24 protein-coding genes are annotated in these 23,234 nt (G+C 71.3%); 13 read left to right on the forward strand and 11 right to left on the reverse strand.

Annotated features, from left to right (window positions below):
- Window positions 1-33: 33 nt before the first annotated feature.
- Window positions 34-879: a hypothetical protein gene (locus AB8A24_RS36815; protein WP_369478672.1), complete on the reverse strand. Its 846-nt coding sequence runs from the start codon at window positions 877-879 to the stop codon at window positions 34-36.
- A 141-nt stretch (window positions 880-1,020) separates the two neighbouring features.
- Between AB8A24_RS36815 and AB8A24_RS36820 the strand changes: the two genes are divergently transcribed.
- Complete coding sequence (locus tag AB8A24_RS36820) at window positions 1,021-1,557, forward strand: NUDIX hydrolase family protein (protein WP_030728338.1); 537 nt, start codon at window positions 1,021-1,023, stop codon at window positions 1,555-1,557.
- Window positions 1,558-1,650: 93 nt separating this feature from the next.
- Here AB8A24_RS36820 and AB8A24_RS36825 read toward each other — a convergent pair whose 3' ends face one another.
- Window positions 1,651-2,223 (reverse strand): TetR family transcriptional regulator, encoded by a 573-nt coding sequence (locus tag AB8A24_RS36825; RefSeq protein ID WP_328964851.1) that lies wholly within the window; start codon window positions 2,221-2,223, stop codon window positions 1,651-1,653.
- Window positions 2,224-2,370: 147 nt separating this feature from the next.
- On the opposite strand from AB8A24_RS36825, the gene AB8A24_RS36830 reads away from it, so the two are divergent.
- Both AB8A24_RS36830 and AB8A24_RS36835 read left to right on the forward strand, forming a co-directional pair.
- Window positions 2,371-3,162 carry an SDR family oxidoreductase gene (locus AB8A24_RS36830; RefSeq protein WP_266386981.1) on the forward strand — a complete coding sequence of 264 codons (792 nt, stop codon included), beginning with the start codon at window positions 2,371-2,373 and terminating at the stop codon, window positions 3,160-3,162.
- 140 nt (window positions 3,163-3,302) lie between these two features.
- Window positions 3,303-5,807, forward strand: coding sequence for a CehA/McbA family metallohydrolase (locus tag AB8A24_RS36835; protein ID WP_369478673.1), 2,505 nt, complete (start codon window positions 3,303-3,305; stop codon window positions 5,805-5,807).
- Between the two features lie 141 nt (window positions 5,808-5,948).
- Here AB8A24_RS36835 and AB8A24_RS36840 read toward each other — a convergent pair whose 3' ends face one another.
- Together AB8A24_RS36840 and cutA are read right to left on the reverse strand one after the other, a co-directional pair.
- On the reverse strand, window positions 5,949-7,127 hold the full coding sequence (locus tag AB8A24_RS36840; RefSeq protein WP_369478674.1) for an alanine--tRNA ligase-related protein: 1,179 nt from the start codon (window positions 7,125-7,127) through the stop codon (window positions 5,949-5,951).
- Window positions 7,128-7,398: 271 nt separating this feature from the next.
- Window positions 7,399-7,722 carry a divalent-cation tolerance protein CutA gene (gene cutA / locus AB8A24_RS36845; RefSeq protein ID WP_369478675.1) on the reverse strand — a complete coding sequence of 108 codons (324 nt, stop codon included), beginning with the start codon at window positions 7,720-7,722 and terminating at the stop codon, window positions 7,399-7,401.
- Between the two features lie 163 nt (window positions 7,723-7,885).
- On the opposite strand from cutA, the gene AB8A24_RS36850 reads away from it, so the two are divergent.
- A complete protein-coding gene (locus AB8A24_RS36850) occupies window positions 7,886-8,431 on the forward strand; it encodes a hypothetical protein (protein WP_328964847.1) in 546 nt (181 codons plus the stop codon).
- Between the two features lie 10 nt (window positions 8,432-8,441).
- On the opposite strand, the gene AB8A24_RS36855 is transcribed toward AB8A24_RS36850, so the two are convergent.
- The 3 genes from AB8A24_RS36855 to AB8A24_RS36865 all read right to left on the reverse strand — a co-directional run bounded on the left by AB8A24_RS36855 (window position 8,442) and on the right by AB8A24_RS36865 (window position 9,663).
- Window positions 8,442-8,570, reverse strand: a complete 129-nt coding sequence (locus AB8A24_RS36855) for a hypothetical protein (protein ID WP_328964846.1) — start codon at window positions 8,568-8,570, stop codon at window positions 8,442-8,444.
- A complete protein-coding gene (locus AB8A24_RS36860; protein WP_328964845.1) occupies window positions 8,567-8,920 on the reverse strand; it encodes a chloride channel protein in 354 nt (117 codons plus the stop codon). The genes AB8A24_RS36855 and AB8A24_RS36860 overlap by 4 nt, the downstream gene beginning before the upstream one ends.
- Before the next feature lie 125 nt (window positions 8,921-9,045).
- Window positions 9,046-9,663, reverse strand: coding sequence for a dihydrofolate reductase family protein (locus AB8A24_RS36865; protein ID WP_328964844.1), 618 nt, complete (start codon window positions 9,661-9,663; stop codon window positions 9,046-9,048).
- Window positions 9,664-9,956: 293 nt separating this feature from the next.
- Here AB8A24_RS36865 and AB8A24_RS36870 point away from each other — a divergent pair, with 293 nt between their 5' ends.
- The 8 genes from AB8A24_RS36870 to AB8A24_RS36905 all read left to right on the forward strand — a co-directional run bounded on the left by AB8A24_RS36870 (window position 9,957) and on the right by AB8A24_RS36905 (window position 19,446).
- The gene (locus tag AB8A24_RS36870) at window positions 9,957-10,523 is read left to right on the forward strand and encodes an HPP family protein (protein WP_328964843.1); all 567 of its coding nucleotides are present in this window, start codon (window positions 9,957-9,959) and stop codon (window positions 10,521-10,523) included.
- Window positions 10,524-10,783: 260 nt separating this feature from the next.
- Window positions 10,784-11,455, forward strand: a complete 672-nt coding sequence (locus tag AB8A24_RS36875; protein ID WP_369478676.1) for a DUF4097 family beta strand repeat-containing protein — start codon at window positions 10,784-10,786, stop codon at window positions 11,453-11,455.
- A gap of 392 nt (window positions 11,456-11,847) precedes the next feature.
- Window positions 11,848-13,068 carry a cytochrome P450, cyclodipeptide synthase-associated gene (locus AB8A24_RS36880; RefSeq protein WP_328964841.1) on the forward strand — a complete coding sequence of 407 codons (1,221 nt, stop codon included), beginning with the start codon at window positions 11,848-11,850 and terminating at the stop codon, window positions 13,066-13,068.
- Between the two features lie 177 nt (window positions 13,069-13,245).
- Entirely contained in the window at window positions 13,246-13,638 is a 393-nt protein-coding gene (locus AB8A24_RS36885; protein WP_328964840.1) for a nuclear transport factor 2 family protein, read from the forward strand.
- Window positions 13,639-13,748: 110 nt separating this feature from the next.
- Entirely contained in the window at window positions 13,749-15,752 is a 2,004-nt protein-coding gene (locus AB8A24_RS36890; RefSeq protein ID WP_369478677.1) for an ATP-binding protein, read from the forward strand.
- Between the two features lie 189 nt (window positions 15,753-15,941).
- Window positions 15,942-17,507, forward strand: coding sequence for an MFS transporter (locus AB8A24_RS36895; RefSeq protein WP_369478678.1), 1,566 nt, complete (start codon window positions 15,942-15,944; stop codon window positions 17,505-17,507).
- Window positions 17,508-17,559: 52 nt separating this feature from the next.
- Entirely contained in the window at window positions 17,560-18,000 is a 441-nt protein-coding gene (locus tag AB8A24_RS36900; RefSeq protein ID WP_328964837.1) for an SRPBCC family protein, read from the forward strand.
- Between the two features lie 81 nt (window positions 18,001-18,081).
- Entirely contained in the window at window positions 18,082-19,446 is a 1,365-nt protein-coding gene (locus AB8A24_RS36905) for a carotenoid oxygenase family protein (RefSeq protein ID WP_328964836.1), read from the forward strand.
- 368 nt (window positions 19,447-19,814) lie between these two features.
- Here the strand turns inward: AB8A24_RS36905 and AB8A24_RS36910 are convergent, their stop codons facing one another.
- On the reverse strand, window positions 19,815-20,186 hold the full coding sequence (locus AB8A24_RS36910) for a VOC family protein (protein ID WP_266387018.1): 372 nt from the start codon (window positions 20,184-20,186) through the stop codon (window positions 19,815-19,817).
- Between the two features lie 108 nt (window positions 20,187-20,294).
- Window positions 20,295-20,441 (reverse strand): hypothetical protein, encoded by a 147-nt coding sequence (locus AB8A24_RS36915; RefSeq protein WP_328964835.1) that lies wholly within the window; start codon window positions 20,439-20,441, stop codon window positions 20,295-20,297.
- A gap of 221 nt (window positions 20,442-20,662) precedes the next feature.
- On the opposite strand from AB8A24_RS36915, the gene AB8A24_RS36920 reads away from it, so the two are divergent.
- Window positions 20,663-21,136 (forward strand): GNAT family N-acetyltransferase, encoded by a 474-nt coding sequence (locus AB8A24_RS36920; protein WP_369478679.1) that lies wholly within the window; start codon window positions 20,663-20,665, stop codon window positions 21,134-21,136.
- Window positions 21,137-21,192: 56 nt separating this feature from the next.
- Here the strand turns inward: AB8A24_RS36920 and AB8A24_RS36925 are convergent, their stop codons facing one another.
- Together AB8A24_RS36925 and AB8A24_RS36930 are read right to left on the reverse strand one after the other, a co-directional pair.
- The gene (locus AB8A24_RS36925; RefSeq protein ID WP_369478680.1) at window positions 21,193-22,140 is read right to left on the reverse strand and encodes an NADP-dependent oxidoreductase; all 948 of its coding nucleotides are present in this window, start codon (window positions 22,138-22,140) and stop codon (window positions 21,193-21,195) included.
- A 456-nt stretch (window positions 22,141-22,596) separates the two neighbouring features.
- On the reverse strand, window positions 22,597-23,040 hold the full coding sequence (locus AB8A24_RS36930) for a DUF5959 family protein (RefSeq protein ID WP_369478681.1): 444 nt from the start codon (window positions 23,038-23,040) through the stop codon (window positions 22,597-22,599).
- Window positions 23,041-23,234 lie beyond the last annotated feature (194 nt).

A 23,234-nucleotide genomic window follows, 5' to 3' on the forward strand; every position in this document is an offset into this window, starting at 1 on the left:
GCCGCCCGCGCCGCCCGCGCCGCCCGCGCCGGGTCAGCCGATCGGCTGCCGCATCTCGGCGCGCACCTTCAGAGTCGTCTCTGCGGTCTTGACGAGGTCGACGGACCCGGGCTTCTGCAGCGCGGTCTCCTGGCCGACGATCCCGACCGAGGCGCCGGTGTTCTCGTCGGCCCAGGCGCACATCGGCAGGGAGCTCTCGACCCCGCCCTGTCGCACCGTCAGCACCTGGCAGGACAGGGTGACGTCGGAGCCGGTGGGCGTGATGTCCCGCGCGGGGGCGCCCAGGGACGAGCCCTCGGCGTCCGCGGCGCCGCTCAGCATCTTCTTGCGGGCCTCCGCGGGGTCCTTGAACCGCCCGTACATCCCCGAGACGACCATGGCGCCCGACTCCTTGGGGGACTCGAAGGCGTACTGGCCGACAACCGGCTTCGGATCGCGGATCTTCGAGTCGTAGGTGCCCTTCAGGGCCTTCTTGCCCTCGGTGTCCGAATGGTCTTGGACCAGCTGGTACTTGCCGTCCACCAGGGTCTTGGGAACGGTGAGCCGGTATCGGGCCTCGGGGAATCCGGATCCGCTCAGACCGGCGCCGATCGCACCGAGCACGCCGAGCACCGCCAGCGATCCCACGACGATCCCGATCACCATGCCGGTCCGGTTCTTGCGCGGCGGCATGCCCGTCGGAGGCTGCCCCCATGCTCCTTGGCCGGGGTACTGCTGCGGCGGATACGGCTGACCCGGATACGGCTGACCTGGGTACGGCCGGCCCTGATACGGCTGCTGCTGTCCGGGTTGTGCGGCGTACGGCTGTCCGCCGTGGGGGTTCGGGGGCTGCGGGGGCCCGTAGGGGCCGGGGGGTTGCTGGGGCGGGGGCATGCTCATGCCCAAACGGTACGTCAGCCCCGTACGCGGCAGAATGTCGCGGGTCCGGATCGCGGGGACGGGCCCCACGGGTCCACTCTTCCCGGGTCGGGCGGACGCGTGATCTGGGCCGGAGCCCACCCTGGAAAGTAGGATCAAGGAATGTCTGACACGACCGAAACTACGCCCGGCTGGCTGACCGACGACGAGCTGCAGATGGCCCGGGCCCAGATGCCGATCCTGTATGTCGAGGCCGTCCCCGTACGCGTGGACGACACCGGCGAAGTCACCACCATCGGACTGCTCCTGCGGATCGGCACGGACGGGGCGATCAGTCGGGCCCTGGTGTCCGGCCGTGTCATGCACCACGAGCGGATCCGTGACGCGCTGCTCCGCCACCTGGAGAAGGACCTGGGGCCCGTGGCCCTGCCCCGCATCCCCACGTCCCTCCAGCCGTTCACCGTCGCCGAGTACTTCCCCACGGCGGGCGTCACCCCGTTCCACGACCCTCGCCAGCACGCGGTGTCCCTGGCCTACATCGTGCCGGTCACCGGCGATTGCCGGCCGCGTCAGGACGCCTTGGACCTGGTCTGGTTCAGCCCGCAGGAAGCGCTCTCGGCGGCCGTGCAGGGCGAGATGCCGGGCGGGCACGCGGCGCTGCTCAAGCAGGCCCTCGCGCACGTGGGGTACACGTACTGAAGTCCCCGCGCACAGCGCGCACACCGCGTGACGCACCACCCCGGCTCCGGCCGCCGTCCGCACCCGTTGCGGCCGCGACCGGAGCCGGAACTCCTAGGGGGTCTGCGTCGGGGTGAACTTCGTGAGGATCAGCAGGGTGTCGACGAGGTCCTCGGCCGGGGCGCCGGTGGCCAGGCGGCGTAGCTGCTGCCCGAAGACGAGGGCGACGGCCACCCCGGCCAGGCGTTCGGGGTCCGGGACGCCGAGGTGGGTCAGGATCCGGGTGGCCAGCAGGTCGTAGGCGGCGAAGCACTCGGCCGCGGCGGCGCGCAACCGTTCGTCGCGGCCGGCTTGGACGTACAGCTCGAACGGCGCGATGTGGCGGCTGTCGAAGGCATTGCCGCCCGCCACCTGTGCCACCACCTCGGCCGCCTGCCCGATGTCGAAGTGCTCGTCGGAGCATGCGTCGGCGAGTGCCGTGAAGTGCCGGGTCTCCTCGGCCACGAAGTGCAGCAGGCTCTCGCGCAGCAGTTCGTGCTGGGTGGCGAAGTGGTAGGTGACGGAACCGAGGGAGACTCCGGCCTCCTTCGCGATCCGCCGGTTGGTGACGGCGGCGATGCCGTCCTGCCCGATGATCCGCAGTACGGCGTCGATGATGCTCTGGCGGGTGTCGGAAGCATGGGGCATGGCGTAATTCTGCCCCATCCACCTGCTCGACCGCCCAGGTGGGGCCGGGTAGTTGGGGACGACGAAGTGTGGACAAGGAGCGAGGCCGTCCATACTGTTCGTTCGAACGAACAGTTGAGGGACTTCGCCAGCCGCACGGGAGTGCTCGTGGACATATCCGGATCGAACGTTCTGCTCACCGGCGCCACCGGAGGCATCGGCGCCGCCTTGGCCGCGCGCCTGACCGCGCAGGGGGCCCGCCTCACGGTCAGCGGGCGCCGGGAGGAGGCCCTCAAAGCCACCGCCGACGCCTGTGGCGCCCGTACCGTGGTCGCCGATCTGGCCGTACGGTCCGACGTCGTCCGGCTCGCCGAGAGCTGCGCGGAGGCGGACATCCTCGTCGCGAACGCCGCCCTGCCGGCCAGCGGTGACCTTCTGGACTACACCGAGGACCAGCTCGACCGCGCCCTCGACGTCAACCTCCGCGCGCCCGTCCTGCTGTCCCGGTTGCTCGCGGAGCACATGGTGGGCCGCGGCCGCGGGCACATCGTGCTGGTCGGCTCCATCTCCGGCAAGGCGGCGACCAAGTCGACCTCCCTGTACAACGCGACGAAGTTCGGGCTGCGCGGATTCGCCCTCGCCCTGCGCCAGGAACTCAGGGGCACGGGGGTGGGGGTGTCCCTGGTCCAGCCCGGCTTCGTCCGCGACGCCGGGATGTTCGCGGCCACCGGTGCCACCACGCCGAAGGGCATCAGGACCGTCACGCCCGGCCAGGTCGCCGACGGCGTCGAACGGGCCGTCCGCCGCGACCGGTGCGAGGTCAACGTCGCCCCGCTGGAGCTGCGGCTGCTGAGCGCCGTCGCCGGGCAGTTCCCCGGGTTCGCCGAGCGTGTCCAGGCCCGTACGGACGTCGACGGGTCCGTACGACAGATCGTCGAGGCCCAGCGCTCCAGCCGTTAGCCGGGCGCAGCCGTTCGCCCGTACCGCCGCACCGCCGCACCCCTCGTACCCCCGCACGCTCGCACGCTCGCACCGCAGAACCCCCGCACCAGCACCAGCACGCCTTCCCTGCCACCCCCACGTGAACGGAGAGCACAGCTGTGTCGAGTGAACACCTCCTGAGCGATGCGCCCGATCCGGCCCCCGCCCCCGGCTCCGGCCCCGACGCCGTCGCCGGCTCACATGTCGAGCGCCGGTCCCTGCTCCGCTTAGGGGCCCTGCTGGCCGCGGGCGGAGCCGCCGCGCTGGTTCCCGCGCCGATCGCGTACGCCGCGACGCGGGGCCAGGGCACCGACACGGTGACCACCACCTACCGCGGCCACTCCCCCTACGGGACCGACCAGTGGGCGTACGTCCCCTTCGACGTCCCCGCCGGAGTCCAGCGGATCTCCGTCGCCACCACCCACGACGCCGCCGCCGGCATCCTGGACCTCGGCGCCTTCGGCCCGTCCGGCTTCCGCGGCTGGTCGGGCGGCGCACGGACCGGGTTCACCCTCTCCGCCGCGGACGCCACCCCCGGCTACGTACCCGGACCCGTCGACCCCGGCGGCTGGTCGGTCATCCTGGGGCCGATGGTCGGCAGCACCGGCGGTATGGCCTGGCAGGTGGACGTCACCCTCCACCACGGAGATCCGCTCCCCCGGCCCCCGTACGACATCCTGCCGACCTCGGTGGCCGGGCGGGGCCCCGGCTGGTACCGGGGCGACCTGCACCTGCACAGCGTCCACTCCGACGGGCAGCGCACGGTGGACGAGATCGTCGCGGCGGCCCGCCAGGAGGGGCTGCACTTCATCGCCACCTCCGACCACAACACCAGCTCCACCGGCGTGACATGGCGCGGCAACGTCCCGACCGACCTGCTGGTCGTCAACGCCGAGGAGGTCACCACCCGCCACGGCCACTGGCTGGCGGTCGGTCTGCCGCAGGGGGAATGGGTGGACTGGCGCTACGGCCCCGCGAACCAGGGAGCGTTCGAGGGGCAGGCCCGGCGCGTGCACAGTCTGGGCGGACTCACGATCGCCGCCCACCCGCTCACTCCGGCGGCGGGTTCCTTCTGGGAGTTCGGCCTCGATCGCGTGGACGCGCTGGAGGTGTGGAACGGACCGTGGACCCTGGACGACGCGGCCAACATCGCGGCCTGGCACGTCATGCTCTGCCTCGGCAAGCGGGTCGCCGCCGTCGGCAACAGCGACGCGCACAGTCCTGCGGACGCCGTCGGCCGCCCCCACAACGTCGTGTACGCAAGCAGCCTGTCGACGCCCGCCGTCCTGGACGCACTGCGCCGGGGCCGGTCGTACGCCGTCGAATCCGCCGCCGTGACCTTGGACTTCACCGCCCGCACCGGCGGAGCCGTCGCGGGGCCCGGTGAGGAACTGCCGCTGTCGTTCTTCGACGCCGTCGACGTGACCTTGAACGTGACGGGCGCCCCCGACAGCATCGCCACGCTCTGCACCGAGTGGGGCATCATGGCCGCCACCTGCATCGACGGCAGCGGCACGGGGCAGCTGCGCTGGCGGGGCTGGGGCAAGGCCTCCCTGTTCGCCCGGGCCGAGGTGCGCCGACCCAAGCCCGCCTCCACCACCCTGGACCAACTGGTGGCCCTCACCAACCCGGTGTGGTTCTACTCCGCGCAACTGCCCCCGTACGACGTCGAGCGGCGGGCGCTCTTCCACACCGAGCGCCGGCCCGACGGGTCGTGGAGCGGCATGCGTCCGCTGCCGGGTGCCGCCGGATCCGACTCGGGTGCCGGCTCGTTCACGGGGGTGCAGAGCGCCGTGGCCGGCATGGCGGACGGCTCGGTCGTGGTGCTGGGCATCGCGCCCGACAACGGGCTGTGGCTGACCTCCGTACGGGGTTCGGCCACCCCGCAGCCCTGGCAACGCGTCGCGGGGCCGGACGGCTCGACCGGATTCACCGTGCGGGAGGCGGACATCGCGGCCTTCCCCGACGGCACCTGCCAGATCGTGGCGACGGCCATGGACGGCACCACCTACCACCAGCAGCGCCGCGCCGACGGCGGTCTGCCCGGGTTCCGGGCCCTGCCCGGCTTCACCGCGAAGAGCCGCTGGGGCGCGACGAAGGTGTCGATCGCCGCCATGCCCGACGGGTCGGCCCAGCTGATCGGTTACGGCACGGACGGTGCCATGTACCACTGCGTGCGCGGGCGGGACGGTGCGTGGACGGCCTGGGGTCGCCTGGCCGGCTACAACGGGGCCCCGACGTTCTCCGGTGCGGCCCTGGCGATCACCGGGATGCCCGACGGGTCCTCCCAGGTCCTCGCGATCGGGCTCGACGGGATGGTGTACCACCAGCTGCGGCGGCCGGACGGCTCCTGGACCGGCTTCCGGCCCCCGCGAGGCGTCACCACCGCCACCATGGGCGCCAGCGCCATCGGCATCGCGGGGACACCCGACGGCTCGGCCCAGGTCGTGGCGGTGGGGCTCGACGGACGGGTCTGGCACAACGTCAGGAGGCCGGACGGCTCCTGGACGCCCTTCTCGCAGATACCCGGGCCGAACGGGAGGGACCCCTTCCCCGCGGGGCAGGTCCGCATCACCGCGCTGCGGGACGGCTCCACGCACGTGACGGCGATCAGCGCCGGCTAGGGGGGTGTCGTGCCGCCGCTCCGGAGCCTCCGCCGTGGGGTTCCGGAGCGGCGGCCGGGACCAGGGCGTGTCCGGCGCGGTGTCCCCGCGAAGCCCCCGCGCCGGTGGGCCCCGCGGGGAACGCGGTCCGCACCTGCGTGGTCACTCCTGTCGCAGGCTCATGACCAGCTCGCGGGGCAGCCCGTGGGTGTCGTGGAGGTAGTGGAGGTCCTCCTCGGTCAGCGGGCCGCGGAACCGGGGCCGGGCGAGCACCTGCCGCCCGCGCTCCAGCAGCCGGCGGAACCGGCGCTCCTCCTCGCACAGGATCGGGAGTACGTCGCCGGGGTCCATGTCCTGCCGGAAGTGCTCCAGGGTGTGCCGGACCAGTTCGTCCGGCAGGTCCCCGAGGCCGCGCGAGGGGTCGTCGCGCCACAGCAGTGTGAGCATCCGTCGCACCAGGCGTCGCAGTACGTAGCCCTGGCCGGTGTTGGCCGGGCGCACACCGTCGCCGAGGACCACGACGGCCGAGCGCAGGTGGTCGCAGACCACGCGCAGCGACCGTTCGTCCAAGGGCCACAGGGCCGGTACGAGGCTGCGCCAGGGGTCGAAGACGTCGCACTCGAACACGGACGGCTTGCCCTGGAGCAGAGAGGCGAGCCGCTCCAGGCCGAGGCCGGTGTCCACGTTGCGCTGGGGCAGGGGCACCAAGGAACCGTCGTCGAGCCGGCGGTGGGTCATCGTCACGTGGTTCCACACCTCCACCCAGCGGTCGTCGCGGGTGGGCGTCGACTCGGGCGGGCCGTCGCCGCTCCACAGGAAGATCTCCGAGTCGGGACCGCACGGTCCGACGGGCCCGTTGGACCACCAGTTGTCCTCCACGGTGGGTTCGACGGGGACACCGCGGTCCTGCCACAGCTCCAGGGAAGCGGTGTCGGGCCCGGTCCGGTCGTCGCCGGCGTACACGGTGGCGTACAGCCGGCCGGGATCGGTGCCCAGCCCCTCGGTGAGGAGCCCGTACCCCCAGTCGAGGCTGCGGGGGCCGTCGTAGTCGCCCAGCGACCAGGTGCCGAGCATCTCGAAGACCGTCAGGTGGGTGGCGTCGCCGACCTCGTCCAGGTCCGTGGTGCGCAGACAGCGCTGGACGTTGACCAGCCGGCTGCCCAACGGGTGGGGGCGGCCCTCCAGGTACGGAGTGAGCGGGTGCATGCCGGAGGTGGTGAAGAGTACGGGGTCGCCGGGTGGTGGCAGCAGCGTCGAGCCGACGATGCGGCGGTGCTCGCGCTCTTCGAAGTACTCGACGAACGTGCTGATCAACTGCTCGGTACTCGTGTGGTGGTTCATGGGGTGACTCCTTCGCATCGAGCGGGAGAGGCACCGGAGAACGGGACCGCGCAGTCTCCGACCGGGGGCAAGGGCGCCACGGCACAACCGACGGACCGTTGTCCGGTCGCCGGGGAGAGGGGAAGGTCAGGCGGCGGCAACCGGCGAGCTGGTCGCTCGCGCGGTCGCGGTGGTGCTGGGGCCGGTGACGTTCATGCGGCCCACCCTAGTGCGAGCCTGCCGCCGGTGCGCGGGGATTTCTTTCGCGCCGGCAGCAGGGGCGGGGCGGGGACTACCCGGTCGTGGTCTCCTTCTCCACCCACGCCAGGTACTCCTGCGAGGTTCCGACGGTCGGGAGCACGATCCACTGCGGCACCTCGTACGGGTGCCGCTCGTGGACCCACGCCTGCAACTCGGTGACCTTCTCCGCGGTCGTCTTGAAGGAGATCCGGTACTCCCGCTCGTGCTGCACCGCGTCCTTCCACCAGTAGAAGGTGGTCATCCGGGCGTCGATGTGCGCACCGGCCGCCAGCCGGGCCTCCACCGCGGCCCGCGCGATGTCGTAGGCCTTCGTCTCGTCGTTCACGGTCGTCTGCGCGATCACGATGCTCGCCATGCGGTCCTCCTGGGTCGGATTCGGCCACCCTACGGTCGGCGCCCATCCGTTGCGGTGCTCCGGTCCGGGCCGGCAGGAACGAACCGACCGGAAGGTGGGTAGGGCTGACTGCCGCGGCGCGACTGTCGTGCGGCACCGGGGGAACGGGTTCGGGGGAGGAACTGTGGCGTTGGTCGATCAACTGCCCGCTCTGATAGGCGTCGTGGTCGGTTCGCTCGGCTCGTACGCCGTGCAGACCCTGACCGAGCGTCGGCGGTGGACGCGGCAGCGGGAGGAGCGGTGGGACGAGAAGCGCTTCGAGACGTACGGCCGTTACGCCAATGCCCTCAAGGCGCAGCTCCGCGTCACCCAGCGCATCGGCGCCTCGCTCGGATTCGCCGACGTGGCCGACCCGTTGGCACCGGCGGAGGGTCTGCCGATGCTCGCCGACGCGGAGTCCCACCGGGCGACGGAGTGGGAGTCCGTCCTGCTCGTCGGGGACGCGGCGACGATCGCGGCGGCACGGCACTGGCACGAGACGATCTGGACCGTGGAGCTGCTGGTGCGGGAGGGCACGGTCGACGGCGAGAGGTGGACCACGGCGCATCGGCTCGCGAGTGCGGCACGTGACGCCTTCTACGAGAGCGCGCGGCGCGACCTCGGAATAGGGGGAGCTCCACCGCCGCCGGGGCAGTGGCCACGACAGTGGCGGGCCGAGCTCTCCGGGTGAGTGGCGGTGTTCAGGCTCGTTCCAGCATGCGGCGGCGCAGCGTGTCGTAGACGGGTTCGCTCCCCAGCCGGTCCGCGGTCACGGTCGCGGCGAAGCAGGCGGTCAGCAAGGGCAGCAGGAGCGCGCCGGACCCCGTCATCTTCGCCGGGGGCGGCGGCCGCCACGGCGACCGGCCGTGGACCCGATCGCGGCCGCCATGCGGACGATCGGCCCCTCCCTTCCCAGGACCAGGCCCGAGCCGATCGCGATGAGCCCGCCGATGAACTTCGCCGGCAGCAGCCACGCGGTGCGGGCCTCGGCCTCCTGCCGCCACACGGCTTCCACGTGCTGGATCCCGCTGCCCGCGGCGTGCGGGACGCGCTGTGCGATCGCGCACGCCACCGCTGCGCCCACCGCGGTGAGGACGACCGGAACGAGCCGGCCCGCGACCCCCGCCCGTCGGCCACCTCCCGTACGGAAGCGCGCAGCCTGTCCGCGTGCAGCAGGCACCAGCGGAATCCGCCGCCCACCAGGCCGACCGGACAGCCCGCCACCGCCGCGATCACGAAGGAGCGGCCGGATCGCCCGCGACCGGATCGACCGCCGCGAGCCCGCCCTGATCGACAGGACACCCCCTAGTGCTGGGGCAGGTGGGTCTTGGCGTCCTCGTACGTCCCCTCGCCGGGTGCGGTGGCCACGGCGTAGGAGAGGTTCAGCACGCCGGTCCGGAAGGTATCCGCGGACACCAGCTCCAGCGGGATCGCCGGCGCGTCCTCCTCGAACAGGCGCATGCCGTTACGTACGGCGATCGGGTGCAGCAGGAGGTTCAGTTCGTCCAGGAGCCCGGCGGCCACGAGTTGACGTACGACGGAGACCGAGCCGCTGATCCAGACGGGGGTGTCCGCGGCCGCCGGCTCGTTCTTGAGCGCGGTGACCGCTGTGGTGAGGTCGCCGACGAGCTGTTCGGAGTTCCGCCAGGTGAAGTCGAGCCGGCTGTTCGACACCACGATCTTGCGGGCGTCACCGAGCACCTTGGCGAACGGGGCGTCCTCCCCACCGGCCGCTTCCCGCCCCGGCCAGGCGCCGGCGAAGCTGTCGTAGGTCCGGCGCCCGAGCAGCAGCGTGTCGGCCCTGCCGAGGGTCGCGTCGACGGCCGCCCCCATCTCCTCGTCGAAGTAGGGGAAGTGCCACTGGTCGGGCGCCTCGACGACACCGTCGAGCGAGATGAACAACTGCGCCTTGATCTTCCTCATACCGGTCTCCGGGAGCTGGTCGGCGGTCCGTCCGTGTAGGGCCCATCCAAGGGCACGCGACGGCCGGACGCCGCTCGACTCCCCGACGGCGGCGGATACGGCTTCCGCGGTCCCCGGGTCGGGGGCGCTCGGGACCGGTGACGCCCCGGCGGCTCGGGCGCGGCGCCGTGGTCGGTACGCAGGCGTTGTAGGCCGGCGACAGACCGGCGGTGCAGGGTGGCGGGCGGTGCGCGAGTCCTCCCGTCGCACCCCGACCCGAGCCGTGGACCGCCGCCGTGCCAGGAGCCGCCCCCGTGAACGCTGACTCCGTGCTGCCCCGTCGGCGCGTGCCCGGCCCCGAGGCGCCGCATGACGACGTAACGCTCCCGAGGAGGCGCGAGCACCGGCACCCGGCCTGGCGCGGCGCGGCGGCGGCCCTGCACAGCGTCGGCGCGGTCACCGCCGTCCTGCTGGCGCTCGCGGCCATCGGGGCGATGATCAGCGAACCGGTCCTCATACCGTCCCTCGCCGCGAGCGCCGGGGTCCTGCACAGTGCCCCCACCCTCCCGATGGCCCAGCCCCGGAGCGTCGTCGTCGCGCACCTTCTGGGCGCCGCCGCCGGGTACGCGGCCCTCGCGCTGGCGCAGAGCAGCCCCTGGAGCGCGGCGCTGGCCGGAGGATTGACGTTCGCCGCGACCACGCTCGCCCGGACCCCGCACTCACCCGCCTGCGCCACCGCGGTCGTGGTCGTGCTGCAGGCCCCGGCTCCCGGACGGTTCGTCCCCCTGCTGCTCGGGGCCACCGTGGTCCTCGTGGTCGCCGGCTTCGCGGCGTCCCGCGTACGCCGGGGAGCAGTCCGGTACCCGGTCCGCTGGTGGTAGCGCGGCTCGGCCACGAGCCCGCCGACCGCCGACCCCCGGCCGCTGCTCGGCTAGCGTTCACTTCCATTCCATTGCAACGAACCTACTGCACAGTGTTGCGTTAAGCGCGAAACCATTGCAATGAAAACCTGCCCTTGAGCTGCAGTAATGCCAATCAAGCGCAACGAGTCTGTTGCCAGATCATTGAACGCAACGTAGCTTTTCGTTCATCAGAAACCGCGGGGCGCACGAAGCGCAGCCGCCGATGAAGGAGAAGTACCGTGCAGAAGTTCGCCACCACCGCCCCGATCACCACCGTCCTCGACATCCCCGCCGGCCTCGTCCGCCTCATCGCCGCCGACCGGGCCGACACCACCGTCGAGATCCTCCCCGCCGACGCCTCCAAGGGCCGCGACGTGAAGGCCGCCGAACAGACCACCGCCGAATACCGCGACGGCGTCCTGCGGATCACCGCCGCACCCACCAAGAACAAGATCCTCGGCCAGTCCGGCTCCGTGGAGATCACCGTCCAACTCCCCGCCGGCTCCCACGTCGAGGCGAAGACCGCGGCCACCGAGTTCCGCGGCGTCGGCCGCCTCGGCGACATCACCCTCGAGAGCGCCCAGGCCACCGTCAAGCTCGACGAGACCGCGAGCACCCACCTCACCCTCATGGCCGGCGACGTCACCGTCGGACGCCTCACCGGCCCCGCCCGGATCACCACCCACAAGGGCGACCTCCAGATCGCCGAAGCCCTGCACGGCACCGTCGAACTCACCACCCAGGCCGGCGACATCACCATCGGAGCCGCCCGCGGCGTCTCCGCCACCCTCGACGCCGGCACCGCCCACGGCCGCGTCCACAACGCCCTCACCAACACCGACGGCGCAGCCGCCGGCCTGAACATCCGCGCCACCACCTCCTACGGCGACATCACCGCCCGCAGCAACTGAGCTGGGCAACCGTTTGCACAGACACGCTCAAGTAGTCGTTCCTTCGAGGGTGCCGGGACGGTCCGCACCGAGACCCGGGAACGAGTCGGCCAGGACCGATCCTCGTGCGACCACGGCCCATCAGGCCGCCGACCTGGCGCCCTGAGCTGCGGATCTTGCGCCGTTTTCCACCCAATGGCCGGTGGTGAAGTCCTCCCAACCGGCGCAACCCATACCGCCGTTCGCACGTCTTGCAGACCGGACCGCCTACCTGCTCGTTCTCTCGCGCACGCGAGAGGCGCAGGCGGCCGTCCCGGCCGGAACCCCCTTCGGCCAGGACCAGGGCGGAGGTTCTTGCCGACCCCCGCTCTCGCTCCTTCCGTGCGTCGCGCAGTTCGAGAGGCCTTCCCCCCATGTCCGTGGTCCCTACCGATTTCAGCGTCCTGTCCGAGGACTTCGCCGCTGCCCCCTATCGCTATTTCGCACAACTGCGGGAGCAGGCTCCGGTGCATTACGAACCGGCGATCGACAGCTACTTCGTCTCCCGCCACGAGGACGTGAAGCGGGTGCTGACCGACCATGAGCTGTTCACCACCGAGACGCTGCAGGTGCGCGCCGAGCCGGTGATGCGCGGGCCCGTCCTCGCCCAGATGACCGGGGCCGAGCACACCGCCAAACGAAGAATCGTCGTCCGGGCCTTCACCGGCTCGGCTCTCCAGGACCAGATACGCGTCATCCACGCCAACGCCGCCGAGCTCATGGCCCCGTTCCTCCCGCTGGGCCGGGTGGACCTGGTGAACGACTTCGGCAAGCCGTTCGGCATGCACGTGACGCTCGACGTCCTGGGCCTGGACCGGAAGGACTGGCAGCAGCTGGCCGCCTGGCACAACGGGGTGGTCGAGTTCGTCACCGGCCTGAACCTCACCCCCGAGCGCCGCCGCCACTGCATCGACCGAGCCGAGCGGTTGGAGGCCTATCTCCTCCCGGTGATCGAACAGCGGCGCCGCAATCCCGGCGACGACCTGATATCCCAGCTGTGCACCGCCGAGTTCGACGGCGTCGCCATGAGCGATCGCGAGGTCACCGCACTGATCATCAACGTTCTGGTGGCCTCCACCGAGCCCGCGGACAAGACCCTCGCCCTGCTCTTCAAGCACCTCATCGACCATCCCGAGCAGATGGCGCAGGTCCGCCGGGATCCGGATCTGCTGGGTGCCGCGATCGCCGAGACCCTGCGCTACACGCCGCCGGTCCAGCTCATTCCCCGCCAGGCGGAGAAGGACGCCGTGTTCGCGGGCACCACCGTCCCGGCGGGCGCCACCGTCTTCTGCATGATCGGCGCGGCCAACCGCGACCCCGATGCCTTCACCGCGCCGGACACCTTCGACATCCACCGCCCGGACCTGGGCTCCGCCCGCTCCTTCACCGCTGCCGCCCAGCACCTGGCCTTCGGTACCGGACTCCACCAGTGCGTCGGCGCCGCCTTCGCGCGCGCCGAGCTCGAGACCGCCGCGGAAATGCTCCTGCCCCTGCTCGACCAGGTCCGCTACAGCCCCGGCTTCCGGTACCAGGAGGCCGGCCTCTACACCAGGGGTCCGGTCGCGCTGTCGCTGGACTTCACCCCCGTCCGCTGACGCGACACCGTACGTGCGTGACCGACGTAGGTGACCGACGTAGGTGACCGGCCTACGTGACCGCCGTACGTCCGTCCCTCCCCCCGGCTTGCCCGGCCTGCCCGGGGCTCCTGTCCTCCGCGGCTCCAGAAGCCCGGACTTCCCCCGTACACCCCCCACTCTCAGGCGAAGACGACCATGACATCGACCGACATCACCCGAGCCATCAACGATCTGCTGTTCACCCCCGGCCTCGACCTCACCGAAGCCATCGACCGGCACTTCACCCCTGACTACCGCCAGCGCACCAACGGCGTGTGGAGTGACCGCGCCTCCTTCACCCAGCACATGACACGCCTGCGTTCCTTGATCCGCAGCGGGCACATCGAGGTCCACGACGAACTCCGTGACCGAACGCGCTACGCCGACCGCCACACCGTCACCCTCGTCCACGAGGACGGCCACACCTCCCGCACCGAGGTCTACCTCTTCGCCCAGCTGGCCGCCGACGGCCGCTTCCGGCGCGTCGAAGAGACCACTCTCCTGGTCACCGGTCACGCCGATGACGGGAACCTCGGTCTCGTCAAGTGACATGAACGGGCCTGCGCGGAGCCCCGCTTCGCGCAGGCCCAGGGTGTCCGCGAGAGAGCCCGGACACCCGCAACCGCTGTCCACCGCTGCAACAAAGGGATGGAGCCGCCATGGTGTCCGTGGGGGAAAGACTGAGCAGGGCGCGCGTACAGGCGTTCGTCGGCCGGGACGAGGAACTCGGGCGATTCGGAGAGGCGTTGGCGGGTGATCCGCAGGCACCGTTCGCGTTCTACGTGTACGGGCCGGGCGGCATCGGGAAGTCGACGTTGCTGCGGCGGCTGGCGGACCACGCCCGGGCCGCCGGCCGGCTGCTCGTCGAACTCGACGGCCGGTTCGTCAGCCGTGACCCGGCCGATTTCGAGCACGCCGCCGGGCCGTTCCTGGACGTGCCGGGCACGGTCCTGTTCGTGGACTCGTTCGAGCACTGCCAGTGGCTGGAGAGCTGGCTGTGGCACCACTTCCTGCCCCGTGCCGCGGACGACACCCTGGTCGTCCTGGGCGGCCGGCGGGCTCCGCAGCCCCAGTGGGCCGCCGATCCGGCCTGGTCCCGGCTCCTGCACGTGAGCGAGCTGGAGCCGTTCTCCGCGGAGCAGGCCCGGAGCCTGCTGGTGGCGGCGCAGATCCGGCCCGAGCTGCGGGACCGGGTGCTGCGCTTCGCCGGGGGCAACCCGCTCGCGCTGTCGCTGGCGGCCGCGGCCGGGTCGGAGGGCTGCGGCCGGGAGGAGATCTGGGCACCCACGGCGGACGTGCTGCGCACCCTGCTGGCGGGGCTGATCGGGGAGGTGCCCACGGCGTCCCACCGTCGGGCCCTGGAGGTGGCGGCGCAGGCCCACTCGACGTCCGAGGAGCTGCTGGCCGCGGTGCTCCCCGGGGAGGACGTGCATCCCCTCTTCTCCTGGCTGCGCGACCTGCCCTTCATGGAGTCCAGTCTGCGGGGGTTGTATCCGCACGACGCGGCACGCGAGACGCTGGCCGCCGACCTGCGCTGGCGGGCGCCCAACGCCTTCGAGGCGATGCGCCAACGTCTGGCGGACGAGTACCTGCGCATCCTGCGCGAGGCGCCCGAGGAACGGGTGTGGACCGTCACCGACGATCTCTTCTACCTGTTCCGGGAGGGCGCGACGCTGGCCCGACTGCGCTCCTGGTCCCGCGAGGACGAGGTCCACGACCGTCCGCTGCACCCGGACGACATCGATGTCATCCTGCGCATGGCCGCCGAGACGGAAGGGGCCGCCTCGGCGGAGCTGGTCCGCTACTGGGCGCGGCGTCAGCCGCAGTCGTTCAGCGTGTACCGGCTCGTGAGCACGGGCCGGATCGTGGCGTTCACGGCGCGACTGGTCCTGCCGTACCCTCCCGATGCCCAGGACCTGGCCACCGACCCCGTTGTGGCCGCGGCCTGGCGGTACACCGAGGACACCGACCCGGTGAGCCCCGGCGAGCACATCGGCATCAGCCGCTTCTCGATCTACCCCGAGCGGTACCAGGTGCCCTCGCGGGTCATCGACCTGAGCAGTTCCCGGGCCCAGGCGGAGGCGGCCCGCGCCCGCGGGCGCGCGTACGGGTTCGCCGTGTTCCAGGACGCCGAGACGTGGGGCGAGCGCGTCAAGGGCACGCTGGCGGACACGGGGGCGCGGCCGCGGGTCGGCGAGTACACGTACGGGCTGTTCGGTGTCGACTGGCGTCAACTGCCGGTGGAGACATGGCTCATGCGCTTCATATCGGCCACCGAGGCGCCTGCCGCCCCGTCCGGGCCGTCGCCCGTTTCGCGCGCCGCGTTCGACCAGGCCGTGCGCGAGGCGCTGGCCCACTGGCGTGACGCGGACGCGTTCGCCGCGTGCGCTCTGATGCGGTCCCGTCTCGCGGCCGACTTCGGCAGTCCTGTCGGGGAGTTGCGTGCCCTGCTGCGCGGGGCGGTCGACGAGCTGGGGCTCGACCCGCGCGGGGTGCGCGCCCGCGAGGCCCTGACGGCCGGCTACTTCTCCGGTGCGCCCACCCAGGAGGCCGCGGCCCGCCGCCTGGGGCTCCCGTACGGCACCTACCGCCGCCATCTGCGCCAGGGCTTGGACCTGCTCTGTGAGGCCTTGTGGCAGCAGGAGTTGCACGACCCGCGTTAGCGGCGGTGGACGCGCGCCGTCGGCGGGGTCGCGCGCCGGGCAGGACGCCGGGTCGGACGCCGGGTCGGGCCGGTGCCGGTCCGGTGCCGGTCCGGTGCCGGTCGGGTGGACAGGTGCGGACAGGAGTGGACAGTGGCCGCTCCTGTCGGGTCTGGATAGTGGACAGCGTCCGCGCCGAGTCTGTGCGACATGAACGTTGCACTCACGCAGACGGGCCGGGCAGCAGGCCGGGCCCCCGGGCCGGGAGCGGTGCTCTCCGCCCTCGCCGCAGCCCAGTTCACCGTCATGCTCGCCACCTCGATCGTCAATGTGGCGCTGCCGCAGATCCGCGCGGGGGCGAACCTCTCGGACGGCGGGACCACCTGGGTGGTCAACGCCTACGGCCTGGCGTTCGGGGCACTGCTCCTGGCGGGCGGCCGGGTCGCCGATCTCCTCGGCCGCCGCCGGGTGCTGGTCGGCGGGCTCGCCCTGTTCGCACTGGCTTCGGTGGCAGCCGGGCTGACCACCTCCTCCGGCGTGCTGATCACCGCCCGTGCGGTGCAGGGTGTCGGCGCCGCCGCGATCGCCCCGGCCGCGCTCGCCCTGGTGATGGACCGGTTCCCGCCCGGCCCGGGGCGCGGTAGGGCGCTGGGCGTGTGGGGAGCGGTCTCCGGCGCGGGAGCGGCGGGTGGCGTGCTGCTGGGCGGTGTGCTCACCCAGGCGTGGGGCTGGCCCTGGATCTTCCACTCGGTGGCCCTCGGATCGGCGGTGGTACTGGCCGCCGTGGTGGCGCTGGTGCCACGGGACGCCGCAGCGGAGGCCGGACGGCAGGGCGAACGGCCGGGCGACCGGCAGGATGAGCGGCTGGGCGCGACGAGACGCGGGCAGTTCGACCTGCTGGGCACCGTCACCGTCACCCTCGCCCTGACGTCCCTGGTGTGGGGGCTGACCACGGCACGCGGCGCCGGCTGGACCGACGCCCGGGTGCTGGGCTCCCTCGGCGCCGCCGCCGTGCTGCTCACGGCCTTCTACGTGATCGAGCGCAGTCGGCCGAACGCACTCGTACCGCCGCGGCTGCTCCGCGCCGGCCGGGTCGCCGCGGGCAATCTGCTGATGGCGCTGCTGGGGTCCGTATGGATCGCCCTGTTCTTCTTCCTGCCGCTCTACCAGCAACAGGTCCTCGGGTCCGGCCCCTTGGTCACCGGAATGGGACAACTACCCCTCGCCTTCGCCCATATGATCGGCTCCGCTCTCGCTCCGCGCATCGCCCGAGTCATCGGAGCCACCGCGACCGTGACCGCGGCGCTGCTGACCGAAGCCGCCGGTCTGTTGTGGCTGTCGTGGATGCGGCCGGACGGGACCTACCTCGTCGATGTCCTCGGGCCGAGCATCCTGGTCGGCCTGGGCCTGAGCATCGCCTTCGTGCAGCTGACCGCGCTCGCGGTGGACGGCGTACCGCGCCAGGACGCGGGTCTCGCCGGCGGCCTGGTGAACACCACCCGACAGGTCGGCGGCGCGATCGGCCTCGCCGCCCTCGCCACCCTGGCCGGCTCCGTCACCGCCCACGCATCCGCCGACCGGCCACCTCTGGACGCCCTCACCGCCGGCTACCGGACGGCCTTCACCGTCTCCGCCGCCGTCCTGGCCGCCACCGCACTCCTCGCCCTGTTCCTGATCCGCCGTACCGGGGCGCGTACGCCGACCGGCACCACCGCCCGACCGGCCGGCGTCGACCCGGGAACCTCTCCGCTCTCACCTGTCCCGCTGGACCGGTAGATCAGCCACAGCCGCACCACCGACACATCTCATCCAGACAGGAAGTACAGCCATGGTCACCATCGACGAGACCGCCCCCGTGATCGTCCGCCTGAGCACCGTGATCGACGCCCCGCTCACGACCGTGTGGGCGCTGCACACCGATGTCGCGGCCTGGCCGACCTGGAACACGGACATCGACCGGACGACGGTCGACGGACCACTGCTGCCCGGCGCCTCCTTCAGCTGGCTCACCCACGGCCTGGACATCACCTCCACCGTGCGGGAGCTGGTCCCGGGGAAGCGGATCGTGTGGGGCGGGACCGTCGAGGGCATCGTCGGCGTCCACGTATGGGCCTTCGAACAGTCCGACGCCGGCGTCGTCGTCCACACCGAGGAGTCCTGGAGCGGAGAACCCGTCGACTCCGAGGTCGACGAACTCGGCAAGGCGCTCCACGACTCCCTCGAAGGCTGGCTCTCCCACCTCAAGGACCGCGCAGAGCAGCCCGTCTGACCAGGCACCACATCGATGCTGCCACGCACGCACGTGTCCACTGATCGCTCCATCCACCCATCCACGAAAGAGATTCCCGCCATGACGACCACCCCGCCGTACCTGACCGGCCACTACTCCCCCGTCGCCGAGGAGGTCTCCGCCACCGGCCTCACCGTCGAGGGCTCCCTGCCGCCGGAGCTGACCGGCCGGCTGCTGCGCAACGGCCACAACCCCAAGCCCGGTGTCACCCCCACCCACTGGTTCAAGGGCAGCGGCATGGTCCACGGCATCCGCCTGCGTGACGGCCGCGCCGAGTGGTACCGCAACCGCTGGGTCCACACCCCGGCCCTCGAGGGTGCCCCGTACATGACCGAGCGCGGCCCGGACCTGACCGCCAGCGCCGCCGGCACGCACGTCATCGAGCACGCCGGACGCCTCCTGGCCCTGTGCGAGGCCAACCTCCCCTTCGAGCTCACCTCGGACCTGGACACCGTCGGCGCCTACGACTTCGACGGCAAGCTGCGCACGGCCATGACCGCACACCCCAAGGAAGACCCGGTCACCGGGGAACTCCACTTCTTCGGCTCCTCGCCCTTCCCGCCGTTCCTGACCCACTACGTCGCCGACGCCAAGGGCGCCATCACCCACAGCGCCGAGGTTCCCGGAGCGACTGCCTCCCTCAAGCACGACTTCGCCATCACCCGCCGCCACGTCGTCTTCGTCGAGGGCAACGTCACCTTCGACCACACCGAGAGCTCGGGCATCCCGTACAGCTGGAGCGACCACCAGCCCTCCCGCATCGGCGTCATGCCCCGCGGCGAGAACGGCGCCCGCCACACCCGCTGGTTCTCCATCGAGCCGGGCAACATGCTCCACGTCTCCAACGCCTACGAGGACAGCCAGGGCCGCATCGTCCTGGAAGGCCCCACCGTCGACCGCGAAGGCTTCCGCCTCTCCTGGAACTGGTGGATCGGCGCCCCCGAGCGCGGCAGCGAGCCCGTCACCCGCTCCTACACCCGCCGCTGGGTGCTCGACCTGACCGCGGGCACCGTCGACGAGCAGATCATCGACGACCTCCCCGTCGAGTTCCCGACGATCAACGAGGACTACCTGGGCGCCGAGAACCGCTACCAGTACGCCATCTCCTTCCCCGACGAGAAGGGCTTCGGCGGCTACGGCATCGTCAAGTACGACCGCACCACCGGCGCGCGCCGCATCCACCAGATCGGCGACGCCCGGATGCCGAGCGAAGCCGTCTTCGTCCCCGCCGCCGACGCCACCGGCGAGGACGACGGCTACCTCCTCACCGTCGTCTCCGACCTCAAGCAGAACGCCTCACAACTCCTGGTCCTCGACGCCTCGGGCCTCGACCGCGTCGCCACCGTCCACCTCCCCCACCGCGTCAGCGCCGGACTCCACGGCTCCTGGATCCCCGACAGCACCCTGGACGGTTCCGCGAGCTGACCCCGAGCGGGGATGCGCCGCCCCGGGCCGCATCCACCACCGCTCCCCCGATACGGCCCTCCCCCCGGGGCCGCCTGCCGGGGAGCCGCGAGCATCTCGCGGCTCCGGCACTCTTCTGTGCCGGCGAGCCGACCCTCAGCGGGCGGGCCGGCGAGGGCAACGTCCGCCGGACCCGCGCAGGTGTGAGCCGTCCGGGAACCGGGCCAGTGGCAGGCACGCCGGCAAGGAACGCAGCCTGTCGGTATCGATGTCGGTGCACCTTGGACGGAGCACACGATCAGACAAAGGCCGCCTCAACGGCTGGAGAAATCCACAGGTCAGCGACCTGGTTCGAGACGCATTTCGACGCCGGGGCTCAGGCTCCGAGGTCACGCTCCTTCGGGAGTGATCAGGCAGAAGGGATGGCCGACGGGATCCTCGTACACCCGGTAACCGATCGGCTTGTCCGAACCATCCAGCAGCGTCGCACCGAGGGCGAGCACCTGCTCCTCGGCTACGTCGAGGTCCGCGACCATCACATCGATGTGCATCTGCTGAGGACGCGCGGAATCCGTCCACCGAGGCGCGCGAAAGTCGTCCACCCGCTGGAAGAGGACCACCGGTGCACCCGCCGCGTTCTGAAGTACGACGAAGTCACCGGTGTCCGCCTGCCGCGAGAGCGACAACAGCTTCTCGTAGAAACCGGCGAGCTCATCCGGGTCGGGGCAGTCGATGACAACGGTGTACAGGTGTCCGATCATCCGGCTCACTTTGCCACTGGCCCGCTAGCGGGCCAAGCGGCAGGTGCCCAGCCCAAAGTTGAAGAACAAGTTCAGGTCGTGTGTCGGAAGTGAGCCTTTCGCGTCGGCTCAGCTGAGGTGTCGGCGGACGAAAGGCGCCGTTCCCAAGACGAACACAGTGAAGGCGAACAGTCGTTGGAGGCCGGGCTGAGCGGCGAGGTTGCTGTGCTGGATGCCATAGGTCGCGTACCAGTTGGCGGCGAGGTCGGTCGTCATGATGGCGCAGACCAGCTCCGTCCCTCGACGCTTGCCGCTGATCAGAAGCGCAGCTGCGAGCAGGTCGAGGAGCCCTCAAGAGACACCGGCGGTGGCCACCCGCTACGAGAGACTCGCCGTACGCTCCGAAGCCGCTGCCCTCGTCGCGGCCATCAACGAATGGCTGTGACCGGCACGGAAATCAGATCGCCCCGCCGCGGTGTGACCGGGAGACTCGCCGCGTGACCACAGACTTCACCGTGCGCCCCGCCCGACCCGCCGATGCGGGCCGCCTGGCCGAACTCCGCTGGACGTTCAAGCAAGAGGACCACGAAGGACGACCACCGGCCCCCGCTCGGCCCCTGGCAGAGGCAGAGCACTGGATCCACGACCGGCTCAGGGATGGCGACTGGTTGGCCTGGGTCGCGGAGACCGAAGGCGAAATCTGCGGTCACGTCTTCCTCTGTCTGGTGGAGCGGATGCCGGATCCCTACGAGGACAACAACCCCGTCGGCTATGTCACGAACTTCTTCGTCCTGCCGTCACAACAGAACAAAGGAGCTGGCTCCGCGCTCCTTCAGGCGCTGAAGCAGCATGCACACAGCGCAGGCCTCGAGGGCTTGATCGTCTGGCCGTCAGAACGCAGCACCCCGCTCTATCAGCGCCTCGGTTTCCAGCCCCCAGAAGAACTGCTGGAACTTCCACTCGACACCTGACGAGATCCACAACGGAAGGGCGCAACGGGAAGGTCGTCATCACGACCCGGCAACTGTCAGGTCGTGACGACGAGTTTGCCGCGGACGTGCCCGTTCATGAGGGCGGTGCGGGCCTCGTCGATGGAGGCCAGGGGGTAGTTGCGGGTCTCGGCGACGCGCAGGCCGCCCGCCGTCACCCCGGTGGCGAGGCGCGCCATGTCCTCACCGGTGGCCTGGTAGGCGAAATTCACCGCCCGGATTCCCCGGGCCGCGAGTACGTCGGGGTCGGTGGCGAAGACCGTGCTGAGCAGCCGGCCGCCATCGCGCAGCAGAGGTGCGATACGGGTGGAGACGGTCTCGGCGTTGTCGGCGAGGTCGATCACGGCGTCGATGCCGTCGGGGTGGGCGGAGCGGACCGCGTCTGCGACATCGGTGGTGCGGTGATCGATGGTCTCGGCCGCGCCCAGGGAGCGGGCGTACTCGTGGTCCGCGGCGGCCGCGACGGCGATGACGTGGGCGCCGCGGTCGGCGGCCATCTGCAGCGCATACGAGCCCACGCCGCCGGTCGCACCGACCACCAAGAGCTTTTCGCCCTCGGTCAGGCCGAGCCAGTCCACCACGCTCTGTGCGGTACCGCCGGTCATCGGCAGCGCCGCGGCGGCCACGGGGTCCAGGCCCTCGGGGCGGTGTGCGAGCGCCGCCTGCCGGGGGGCGGTCATGTACTCGGCGAAGGAGCCGTGCTCGAAGGAGTGTGGCCACACCAGGCCGAACACCTCGTCGCCGACGGCGAAGTCGGCGCCCGCGCCGGCCGCGGTCACCATGCCTGCCACGTCGAAGCCGAGGGTGAGGGGGAAGGAGAACTCGGCTCCCGAGCCGGCCAACTCTCCGGCGGCCGTCTTGAAGTCGAGCGGATTGACTCCCGCCGCACGAACCCTGATCTGCACCTCGCCCGGCCCGGGGTCCGGAAGTGGGACTTCCCGAAGGGCGGGGGTATCGCCGAAGGCGTCGATGACGTAAGCGCGCATAACGGGGGCCTCTCAGGAATGGCCGCCGAACCCCTGCGGCCAGAGGCAGAGGACGGCCGGACACCAGCATGGTCCGCAACGGATCATCGCCCGGGAACGACGGACGGAAGCGCCCAGAACACCCCGATCGGCCAGGGCAGACCCGGACGGCGTATCGGAAGGTAGCCCGGATCGGATACTGCGGGAGCGTGGGTGGGCCGAAGCCTCCAGCTCCCGCAGGCAAGCGTGGCCGGCCGCCTCGTCGCCCGGACGTTGTCCTCGCTGGTCGCGGGTTCGACCGCGACAAGCGCCGCGGCCCGGTCCGGCGGCTGGGCGTGAAGCCGCCGATCGCGCGCCGGGAGCCGGCTCGTGGAGCGCACCTTCGTTCATCCGCACCAGTTCCGCCGCCTGCGGATCCGCTGGGACGAAGCCCTCAGCCTGGGCTGTTCTCCGATCCGGCGGCGCCGACCGGCCCGTTCACTGCCAGTAGTTCCTTGACCGCGGAGATGACACCACCTCGTTCGGCCAGGCCCTTCGGACCAGCTCGTACTGCTCGCGTAGGTCGTCGACCCAGGTGCGGCCCACGTCCAGCCGGACTCGAACCGACGAGAGCGACTCGCTGTCGTCCTTCACCGTGACGATCGGTACGGGCACCGAGAAATGGCTGTCGATCTCGATCCGAATCTGGGTATCACGCAGCCAGTGGATGCTCCTGCCGGCGGCGAGCTCGTCCAGGGCCGAGGACCAGTCGACCAGGTCTTCGGGCGACAGGCACATCTCGAGACGGCCGTTGGCGAAGCCACTTGTCACGATGATCTCGGCGTCGAGGTAGTCGTTGTACGGAGTCGCCCCCGGCCTGTGCCGACCCAGCACCCGCAGCCGGACGCTGCTGCTCCCGTCGACCATGTGGATCAAGTCCACCCCACTGCCCTCCACCACCGGTCCTCCCGGAACCCAAGACGATCACGGTCATCATGCAGGACGCGGCGGAACAGGTCGGCGAGCCGATCGACCTGGGTGGGGGCGAGGCCTGTCACGCGCCTGTGACAGTCGGCGGACAGCTTCATGAAGGTCCGGGGTCAGTCTTTAACCAGAGAACAAACCGGACATATCGT

This window comes from Streptomyces sp. BF23-19, from assembly GCF_041106355.1.
Lineage (GTDB): Bacteria > Actinomycetota > Actinomycetes > Streptomycetales > Streptomycetaceae > Streptomyces > Streptomyces virginiae_A.

Excerpts from the sequence above, each read along its gene's own strand:
- AB8A24_RS36815 (WP_369478672.1), bottom strand. The coding sequence starts at position 879 with ATGAGCATGCCCCCGCCCCAGCAACCCCCCGGCCCCTACGGGCCCCCG.
- AB8A24_RS36820 (WP_030728338.1), top strand. The coding sequence starts at position 1,021 with ATGTCTGACACGACCGAAACTACGCCCGGCTGGCTGACCGACGACGAG.
- AB8A24_RS36825 (WP_328964851.1), bottom strand. The coding sequence starts at position 2,223 with ATGCCCCATGCTTCCGACACCCGCCAGAGCATCATCGACGCCGTACTG.
- AB8A24_RS36840 (WP_369478674.1), bottom strand. The coding sequence starts at position 7,127 with ATGAACCACCACACGAGTACCGAGCAGTTGATCAGCACGTTCGTCGAG.
- cutA (WP_369478675.1), bottom strand. The coding sequence starts at position 7,722 with ATGGCGAGCATCGTGATCGCGCAGACGACCGTGAACGACGAGACGAAG.
- AB8A24_RS36855 (WP_328964846.1), bottom strand. The coding sequence starts at position 8,570 with ATGACGGGGTCCGGCGCGCTCCTGCTGCCCTTGCTGACCGCCTGCTTC.
- AB8A24_RS36865 (WP_328964844.1), bottom strand. The coding sequence starts at position 9,663 with ATGAGGAAGATCAAGGCGCAGTTGTTCATCTCGCTCGACGGTGTCGTC.
- AB8A24_RS36880 (WP_328964841.1), top strand. The coding sequence starts at position 11,848 with ATGTCCGTGGTCCCTACCGATTTCAGCGTCCTGTCCGAGGACTTCGCC.
- AB8A24_RS36885 (WP_328964840.1), top strand. The coding sequence starts at position 13,246 with ATGACATCGACCGACATCACCCGAGCCATCAACGATCTGCTGTTCACC.
- AB8A24_RS36890 (WP_369478677.1), top strand. The coding sequence starts at position 13,749 with ATGGTGTCCGTGGGGGAAAGACTGAGCAGGGCGCGCGTACAGGCGTTC.
- AB8A24_RS36895 (WP_369478678.1), top strand. The coding sequence starts at position 15,942 with ATGAACGTTGCACTCACGCAGACGGGCCGGGCAGCAGGCCGGGCCCCC.
- AB8A24_RS36900 (WP_328964837.1), top strand. The coding sequence starts at position 17,560 with ATGGTCACCATCGACGAGACCGCCCCCGTGATCGTCCGCCTGAGCACC.
- AB8A24_RS36905 (WP_328964836.1), top strand. The coding sequence starts at position 18,082 with ATGACGACCACCCCGCCGTACCTGACCGGCCACTACTCCCCCGTCGCC.
- AB8A24_RS36910 (WP_266387018.1), bottom strand. The coding sequence starts at position 20,186 with ATGATCGGACACCTGTACACCGTTGTCATCGACTGCCCCGACCCGGAT.
- AB8A24_RS36915 (WP_328964835.1), bottom strand. The coding sequence starts at position 20,441 with ATGACGACCGACCTCGCCGCCAACTGGTACGCGACCTATGGCATCCAG.
- AB8A24_RS36925 (WP_369478680.1), bottom strand. The coding sequence starts at position 22,140 with ATGCGCGCTTACGTCATCGACGCCTTCGGCGATACCCCCGCCCTTCGG.